The 8,538-nt window shown below is 71.5% G+C and carries 6 protein-coding genes and 1 pseudogene; 4 read left to right on the top strand and 3 right to left on the bottom strand.

Annotation, left to right across the window (positions count from 1 at the left end):
* Positions 1–81: 81 nt before the first annotated feature.
* Both PROKR_RS29815 and lplAB read right to left on the bottom strand, forming a co-directional pair.
* Positions 82–1,374, bottom strand: a complete 1,293-nt coding sequence (locus tag PROKR_RS29815; RefSeq protein WP_245606033.1) for a sugar ABC transporter substrate-binding protein — start codon at positions 1,372–1,374, stop codon at positions 82–84.
* Positions 1,375–1,568: 194 nt separating this feature from the next.
* On the bottom strand, positions 1,569–2,630 hold the full coding sequence (gene lplAB, locus PROKR_RS29820) for a lipoate-protein ligase LplAB (protein ID WP_036971428.1): 1,062 nt from the start codon (positions 2,628–2,630) through the stop codon (positions 1,569–1,571).
* A 176-nt stretch (positions 2,631–2,806) separates the two neighbouring features.
* Between lplAB and PROKR_RS31190 the strand changes: the two genes are divergently transcribed.
* On the top strand, positions 2,807–3,946 hold the full coding sequence (locus PROKR_RS31190) for an N-acetylglucosamine kinase (protein ID WP_169736647.1): 1,140 nt from the start codon (positions 2,807–2,809) through the stop codon (positions 3,944–3,946).
* A 108-nt stretch (positions 3,947–4,054) separates the two neighbouring features.
* The gene (locus tag PROKR_RS29830; RefSeq protein WP_051433511.1) at positions 4,055–4,966 is read left to right on the top strand and encodes a MurR/RpiR family transcriptional regulator; all 912 of its coding nucleotides are present in this window, start codon (positions 4,055–4,057) and stop codon (positions 4,964–4,966) included.
* A 124-nt stretch (positions 4,967–5,090) separates the two neighbouring features.
* On the opposite strand, the gene cimA is transcribed toward PROKR_RS29830, so the two are convergent.
* Positions 5,091–6,722 carry a citramalate synthase gene (cimA, locus tag PROKR_RS29835; protein WP_036971431.1) on the bottom strand — a complete coding sequence of 544 codons (1,632 nt, stop codon included), beginning with the start codon at positions 6,720–6,722 and terminating at the stop codon, positions 5,091–5,093.
* A gap of 398 nt (positions 6,723–7,120) precedes the next feature.
* Here cimA and PROKR_RS29840 point away from each other — a divergent pair, with 398 nt between their 5' ends.
* A complete protein-coding gene (locus PROKR_RS29840; RefSeq protein WP_051433519.1) occupies positions 7,121–8,347 on the top strand; it encodes an inositol-3-phosphate synthase in 1,227 nt (408 codons plus the stop codon).
* Positions 8,344–8,538 (top strand): annotated as a pseudogene (locus tag PROKR_RS37130) (hypothetical protein); the annotation flags it as partial. The gene PROKR_RS29840 and the pseudogene PROKR_RS37130, both read left to right, overlap by 4 nt.

Consider the following 8,538-nt stretch of genomic DNA (forward strand, 5'->3'; position numbering starts at 1 on the left):
CGGCACCGGCACCGTCGCCATCGCCGACGGCCCCGGCGGGGGCCGGCGCGCGTGTCGAAGGCGTGGGCGGGGCGGGCGCCGTCATCCAGCGCCATTCAGGATGCTCGTCATCTCCTCGGCGGCGGCGGTCGACGCCGTGGCGACGTCGGCGTCACCCGAGAGGATCGACTGCATCATCGTGCTGGTGGTGAGCTTCGCCTGCACCGCGCCGTACGTGGGCGCGGCCGGGACGGACGCGCCGCCGTCGACGAACTGCTCGGCGAACGGCGCCACCAGCGGGTCCGTGCTGGCCAGGGTCTCGTCCAGCAGCGACACCTGCCCCGGGAAGTACCCGGACTGCTCGGCCCACTGCTGCGCGAACTCGCCGGTCGTCATCATCTCGACGAACGTCCAGGCGAGGTCCTTGTCGTCGGCCGTCTCGAACATGCTCAGGTGCGACCCGCCGAGTACCGACGGAGCGATGCCGCCGTCCTGGCCCGGGATCGGCACGGCGGCGAACTTGCCCTCCATGTCGGGGTTGGCCTCGACGATCGCGCCCGGGGTCCACGACCCCATGACGGCCATGCCGACGTCGCCCGCGGCGAACGAGTCGAGCACGTCGGTCTCGCGCCAGGTGGTGGCGCCGCTGGAGGAGTACCCGCCCTCGGTGGCCAGGCCCGTCCAGAACCCGATGCCCTCCTGCGCCTCCGGGCTGTCGAGGCCCGAGGTCCAGGTGCCGCCGTCGAGCGTGGCGACCTCGCCGCCCGCGGCCCACACCCACGGGTAGACGGTGAACTCGGCGTCACCGGGCACGGCGACGGCGACCTTGTCGGGGAACTCCTTCTTGAGCGCGGCCGCGGCGTCCTCCAGCTCGGCCCACGAGGTGGGCGGCTCGACGCCGGCCTGCTCGAACATCTCCGTGTTGTAGACCAGGGAGCGCACGCCGGCGTACCAGGGCATGCCGTAGAGCTGCTCGTCGTAGGTGCCCGCCTCGACCAGGCCCTCGACCAGGTCGTCGGTGACCCCGGCGCCGTCGACGTACTCGTCGAGCGGGGCGAGCGCGCCCGCGTCGGCGAACTCGGGGGTCCAGGTGGTGCCGGTCTCTGCGACGTCGGGGGTGGTCCCGCCCGCGATGGAGGTGACGAACCGGTCGTGGGCGTCGCCCCACTCGACGAACTCGACGTCGAGCGTCGCACCCGTCTCCTCCTCGAACGCCGTGGAGACGTCGGCGAAGAAGTCCTCGGCGTCGGGGTTGGTGCCCTGCATGATCCAGACGCTGAGGGTGCCGTCACCCTCGCTGTCACCGCCGCCACCGCCGCCGCAGGCGGCCGCCGTGGCCGCGACGAGCACTGCTCCGGTTGCCGCCGCCAGGGAACGTCGCATCGCTCGGGTCATCGTCTGGGCTTCCTTCCGCTGGTCCTGCGCTGGGTCGTGCGCCGAGAGCCGCGAGAGTAGCCAGGTCACATTTCCAAGAAATGAAATTCCCAATACGCGGCATTGCGTGGAGATTACTGACCGGGTGACGCATCTGCTAGGGGTGTTACCAAACCGTGATTGGCCATCATGGCACGCCCTCTTTTCGCCCGCCGCTAAGGCACGCGCGCGGTCCATTCCGGTGTGCCGAACTTCGAATCGACCAGGGCCTGGGCCCGCCGCCACTCGTCGGGCGTGACCTCGCCCCGCACGGTCCGGTACCGCTCGCGGAACGCGGCCTCCAGCGCGTCGAGCACCTCGGCGCGGGTCAGCCCCGTCTGCGACCGCAGCGGGTCCACGCGCTTGTTGGCGCTGCGGGTCCCCTTGTCGCTGAGCTTCTCGCGGCCGATCCGCAGCACGTCCGTCATCTTGTCGGCGTCCATGTCGTAGGCCATGGTCGCGTGGTGCAGGACGGCGCCCCCGGCGAGCCGCTTCTGGGCGGCGCCGGCGATCTTGCCGGCCGGCGACGCGATGTCGTTCAGCGGCACGTACGTTGCGTCGATCCCGAGCCCGTGCAGTGCGCCGATCACCCAGTCGTCGAGGAACGCGTAGGACCGCTCGAAGCTCAGCCCGTCCACGAGCGAGCCCGGCACGTACAGGGAGTAGGAGATGGTGTTGCCGGGCTCCATGAACATGGCCCCACCCCCCGAGATCCGCCTGATCACGCGGGCGCCGTGCCGCACGGCCCCTTCCGTGTCGACCTCGTTGCGCAGCGACTGGAACGACCCGATGATCACCGCGGACTCGTCCCACTCCCAGAACCGCAGGGTCGGCCCGCGGCGCCCCGCGCCCAGCTCCTCGGTGAGCACCTGGTCGAGCGCGACGTTCAGCAGCGGCGAGACGGCCGGGGTGCGGATCACCTCGAACTCGTGGTCGTCCCAGGCCGTCGCGTGGCCGAGCGCGCGCCGGGTGGCGACGGCCACGGCGTCGGCGTCGAAGCCGACGGCGGTGGCACCGTCCAGGGCGGTCCGCACCGCCTCCGCGAGCTGCGCCTTGGAGGCGTCGGCGGGCATCCCGTCGAGGGCCTCACCCATGGCCTCCAGGGCCTCGTCGGGCTCCAGGAAGAAGTCTCCGCTGACCCGGGTGCCCACCAGGCGGCCTGGTGGTCCCGCCGCCGAGTCCACCTCGGTCTCGACACGAACCAGTTTTCCGAGTGGAACCTTGAACTCTCCTCGCACGTGTTCACACTAGGCGACGGTGCCTGTGGTGTCCGACGTCGGAGCCGCCTTAGGTACGGAAGGCAGGCGCCGACGTCGGGCACGTCCGATATTTGGCGAGAAGGCGCAGCAGAACAGACCAGAATTTCCTCTTCTCTTTAGACAACCTTGCCCTGGTTTCGTGTCAGAATGACCTGGTGTCGGAACTCTCACAGGGTATTGATGGAGTGGCGGTCGAGGCCGTTGACGCCTGGGTCGTCGCTCTCGACGTAGGCGGTAGCGGCTCGCGCCTTGTCGCCGAGTTCGGCAACTCCGTGAACCCCGAGCGCATCAGCCTGAGCGGGCGCGCCGTCAAGGTGAACCACCACGGCAGCGACGCCTCGGCAGTCGTCGCCTCCCTGTGCCAGTCGTTCAACGCGTGGGCCGCCCGCATGGGCCACCACGGCATGAGCGACGGCAGCACCGCACCCGTCTCCTCGGCCGCCGTCGGCGTGACCGGGCTGACCTCCCTGGTCGAGAAGCCGCTCGACATCCACGACATCCTGGCGCGCGAGCTGCGGACCAACCGCACCGCCGTCGCCGGTGACGCGCTCACCGCCCACCTCGGCGCCCTGCGCGGACGCGCCGGTGCGGTGCTGTCCGTCGGTACCGGCGCCGTGGCGTTCGGCTACGACGGCGTGAACCGCTGGCGTCGCGCCGACGGCTGGGGCCACCTGCTCGGTGACCTCGGTGCGGGCGTCTGGGTCGGCGGAGAGGCGCTGCGCGCCGCCGGTCGCTACCACGACGGCGCGAGCCGTGGCGCCTCGAAGCGCCTGCTCGAGGCGGCCGTCGCCAAGTTCGGCCTCATCGAGAGCTGGCCCAACCAGTTCTACAAGAACGCCGAGCGCGCCAAGCAGCTCGCGTCGATGGCTCCCGAGGTGATGATCGCGGCCGCCGAGGGCGACGGCACGTCGATCCGCATCCTCGAGGAGGCCGGCCGGCACCTCGCCGACACGCTCGCGAGTGCGCTGGGCCGCGACATCCCGCCGCTGGCCTCCACGACCGGTCGCCTGGTCCAGGAGGAGTCGCCGCTCACGGTGTCGCTCACCAAGCACCTCTCGGAGGACCGCCCCGACGTCTCGCTGGTGCCGAGCCAGGGCTCGCCGCTCGACGGCGCGCTCCACCTGGCCCGCCGGCTGCGCGAGGCGCCCCACTCGGTGACCGGGTTCCGCCCGTGGCTCACCATCCGCGTCGACGGCCACCACACCAGCCGCGACACGCCGGAGGACGTGGGCGCCGCCGACGTGCTCACGGCCCAGCTGTCGGCCACCGACCTGCCCGGTGACGAGCTTCAGTGAACGACGGCAGTCACCCGCATGGTCCTTCACTGACGTGCTGTGCCCGGATCCCCGGTACAGGTGTATGTTCTCGACCCAGCCTCACCACACCACTCCGGGAGATGCGACATGACAGGTGACGTCCTCGTCCGACTCAGGCGCGCACTGCCGACCCTGCGACCCGCGGAGGCGCGGGTGGCGCAGACGGTCCTCGACGACCCGAACACCGTCGTCGCCTCGACCATCACGGAGCTCGCCGGGCACGCGGACACGTCACAGGCCACCGTGGTGCGGTTCTGCCGCGCCGTCGGCTACGCCGGCTACCCCGAGTTCCGTATCGACCTGGCGCAGGCGACGAGCCGCCGCGAGGTCGAGATGGAGCGGTCGGGCATCGCCGAGGGCGAGATCAACCAGACCGACGACATCGAGGCAGTCGTCTCCAAGATCGCGTTCCACGAGGCGCGCACCATCGAGGAGACGGCCCGCATGATCGACACCGACGCGATCGAGCGCGTCGCCACGGCGATCTCCGAGGCCAAGCGGGTCGACGTCTACGGTGTCGGGTCGTCCAACCTCGCCGCGGCCGACCTCGCGATGAAGCTGCAGCGTATCGGCGTCTTCGTGTTCAGCTCGCCCGACCCGCACCAGCAGCTCGCCTCGTCGGCGCTGCTCGAGCCCGGCAACGTGGCCGTGGCCGTCTCGCACTCGGGCCAGACCCGCGAGACCAACCAGGCCCTGGAGATCGCCCGCAAGCGCGGCGCGCTGACGGCGGCGATCACGAACTTCCCCGACGCCCCGATCGGCCTGGTGTCCGACGTCGTGCTGGCCACCACGGCCCGCGAGACGCAGTTCCGGGTGGGCGCCATGTCGAGCCGCATCGCGCAGCTCACCGTCGTGGACTACCTGTTCGTCCGCGTCGCGCAGCGCACCTACGACCGCTCGTCGATCGCGATCAAGGCGACGTACGACGCGGTGCGCGACCAGCGCCTGGACTTCGGGACCACCAAGGCCGAGCAGCGCCCGCCGGCCCCGGTCGCCTGACCTGCCGCTAGACCGCTCATTGATCGAGACCCGTTGAGTGCGGGGTATTTGTGGGTCCGACGGGCGTCGGACCCACAAATACCCCGCACTCAACGTTTCCGGGGCGGAGCCGGAGCCAACCCGGTCACGGGCGCGGGTCCACGCCCGACTTCAGGAGGCCGTACACGTACGCCTCCGTCACGGCCTCCCACGCTGCCTCGACCACGTTCGGCCCCACGCCCACCGTCGACCAAGACCGCTCGCCGTCGCTGGTCTCGGTGAGTACCCGCGTGATCGCGTCGGTGCCGAGCTCGGTGTCCAGCAGCCGCACCTTGAAGTCGATGAGCTCGAACCGGGCCAGCTCCGGGTAGACCTGCGACAGCGCGGTGCGCAGCGCCTGGTCCAGCGCGTTGACGGGGCCGTTGCCCTCCCCCGTCGTCACGATCCGCTCGCCGCCTGCGCGCAGCTTGACGGTCGCCTCGGCCACCGCGACGGCGTCGGGCGCGTGGACCGACGGCGGGGCCGCGCCCGCGGGGACGGTCTCGACGATGGTGCGCCACGACTCGACGGTGAAGAAGTCCGGCCGCTGCCCCAGCTCGGACCGCAGCAGCAGCTCGAACGAGGCGTCGGCGGCCTCGTAGGTGTAGCCGGCGGCCTCGTCGTCCTTCACGCGGTTGGTCACGCGGGAGAGCAGCTCGCCCTGGCCGGCCAGGTCGAAGCCCAGCTCGCGGCCCTTGAGCTCGATCGAGGCGCGGCCCGCCATGTCGGAGACCAGCATGCGCATGTCGTTGCCGACCAGCGTCGGGTCGGTGTGCTGGTACATGTCGGGGTCGACCCGGATGGCGCTGGCGTGGAGGCCGCCCTTGTGCGCGAACGCGCTCGCCCCGACGTACGGCTGGCGCGCGAACGGCGAGATGTTCGTGATCTCGCTGATGGCGTGCGAGATCCGGGCGGCCTCGCGCAGGCCGCCGTCCGCCAGGAGGGTCATGCCGGCCTTGAGCTCCAGGTTCGCCACGACCGTGACGAGGTCGGCGTTGCCGGTGCGCTCGCCGTAGCCGTTGACCGTGCCCTGCACGTGCGTGGCGCCCGCCTCGACGGCGGCGAGCGAGTTCGCGACGGCGCAGCCCGTGTCGTTGTGCGCGTGCACGCCGAGCATCTGCTCCGGCCCGACGCCGGTGCCGGCCCGCAGCTCGCTCACGATCTCGCCGACCCAGGTGGGCAGCATGCCGCCGTTGGTGTCGCAGAGCGTGACCACCTCGGCCCCGGCCTCGAACGCGGTGCTGACGGCGCTGGTCGCGTAGTCCCGGTCGAACCGGAAGCCGTCGAAGAAGTGCTCGGCGTCCAGCACCACGCGGCGCCCCTCGCCCACCAGGAAGCTGACGGTGTCGCCGATCATCGCGAGGTTCTCGGCCCGCGTCGTCTTCAGAGCGCGCTCCACGTGCCGCACGTCGGACTTGGCGACGAGGGTCACCACGGGGGTCGCGGCATCGAGCAGCGCCCGCACCTGAGGGTCGTCGCCCGCGCGGACGCCCGCGCGCCGGGTGGCGCCGAACGCCGCGAGCACCGCGTTCTTCAGGGTCAGCTCGGTGGCGGCCCGGGCGAAGAAGTCGGTGTCCTTGGGTACGGCCCCCGGCCAGCCGCCCTCGATGTAGCCGACGCCGAGCTCGTCGAGCAGCGCCGCGATCGCGAGCTTGTCGGAGACGGAGAGGTTCATACCCTCCTGCTGCGCGCCGTCACGCAGCGTCGTGTCGTACACCTGGAACGAGGCGGTGGTCATCGATGCTCCCAACGATGTGTCTGGCTTGCGTGGCTGAGGTCAGATCTTCAGGCCAACAAAAAAGACCCTCCAGGGTGTGGAAGGTCTGCGCGTCCGGTGCGGTTCTCGCCGGACGCGCTACGAAATGATGATCACCTGTCGCAGGGTGGAGCTCAGGGTGAGGCACTGATTCATGCGGGTCATGGTGCCACAGCCGGGCGGTCCGCGGAAGCAGTGACCACCAGCCGGGCGACGAGCGTCCGCGAACACCCGGCTCGTCGCCCCGGCAGGGCCGACCGCGGAGATCCGGTCGATGTCGGGAATCTCGCTTATCGCGAACGACTTTGAACTTTTGTTTGCTAATCGCCATAAGTGGGACTAGCGTGCTCGCGACGACGTCGTCGGAATGGGGAGCGATGATGCACCACGCCTCTGCACGCCACAAAGCCGCCGAGCGGACCGGGATCTGGTTCGTCGGGGCCCGCGGATCGGTGGCGAGTACCGCCACGGTGGGACTCGCGGCCATCGCCGACGGTCAGGCACCACCGACGGGTTGCGTCACGGCGCGGGAGCCGTTCGCCTCGGCCGGCCTCCCGGCGTTCGCCGACCTCGTCGTCGGCGGGCACGACATCTCCTCGGTCACCATGACCAAGCGCGCGGAGTGCCTGGTCGAGACCGGCATGATCGGGCCGCGCCTGTTCGCCGCCACCCATGACGCCCTCGAGCGGGCGGACGCCGAGGTGCGTCCGGGCTACGACCCGCACGGCTCGCACGCCGACGGCCCACACGCAGACGGCCCGCGGACCGAGTCGCAGCAGGCCGTCGCCGAGCGGCTCGCCGCTGACATCACGTCGTTCCAGGAGCGGCACGACCTCGCACGGGTCGTCGTCATCGACCTGTCCTCCACCGAGCCGCCCGTGGACCCGGCACCTGAGCACGACGACGTCGACGCGCTGCTCGCGGCACTGGCCGACCCGGCCCGCGCCGTGCTGCCGGCGTCCTCCGTCTCGGCGTACGCGGCGATCCTTGCCGGAGCCGCGTACGCCGCCTTCACGCCGTCGGCCGGCATGGGCCTGCCCGCGCTCACCCGGCTCGCCGGCGAGCGCGGCATCCCCGTGGCCGGGCAGGACGGCAAGACCGGGCAGACCTGGCTGCGCACCGTCCTGGCGCCGGCGTTCGCCGCCCGCGGCCTCAAGGTGCTCTCGTGGGCCGGCACCAACCTGCTGGGCGGCGGCGACGGCGCCACCCTCGCCGACCCGGACGCCGTGCGGAGCAAGCTGGCCAGCAAGAACCGGGGCCTGACAGCGCTGACCGGCAGCGACACCACTCCCCTGCACATCGACAACGTGCCTGACCTGGGCGACACCAAGGTGGCCTGGGACCACGTGCACGTCGAGGGCTTCCTCGGGTCGCGGCTCACGCTGCAGACCACGTGGAGCGCGCACGACTCGATGCTCGCCGCGCCGCTCGTGCTCGACCTGGCGCGCCTGCTCGCGCTCGCGCACGCCGCCGGCATCAGTGGTCCGGTGCCGGAGCTGGGCTTCTTCTTCAAGGATCCCTGGGGCTCCGACGTGCACGACGCCGCCGACCAGGCCCGGGCTGTCGAGGAGTGGGTGCGCGGCGCCGCGGCACAGGTCGGCCGATGAGCCCCCGGCCGACGAACGCTCGGCAGACGGGCGCGCGGCTGACGGACCCACGGCAGACGAACACTCAGCCGACGAACACACGGCAGACGGCCGGGCTTCCCGGCCTCGCCGACGTCGCCGAGCTCGTCCGTGCCCCCGCCGCGCTCAGCGTCGTGGGCGACACCCTGGCCGGGCTCGCGGCCGGCCGGGCC

The sequence above is a fragment of the Promicromonospora kroppenstedtii DSM 19349 genome (assembly GCF_000515355.1).
GTDB classification, from domain to species: domain Bacteria; phylum Actinomycetota; class Actinomycetes; order Actinomycetales; family Cellulomonadaceae; genus Promicromonospora; species Promicromonospora kroppenstedtii.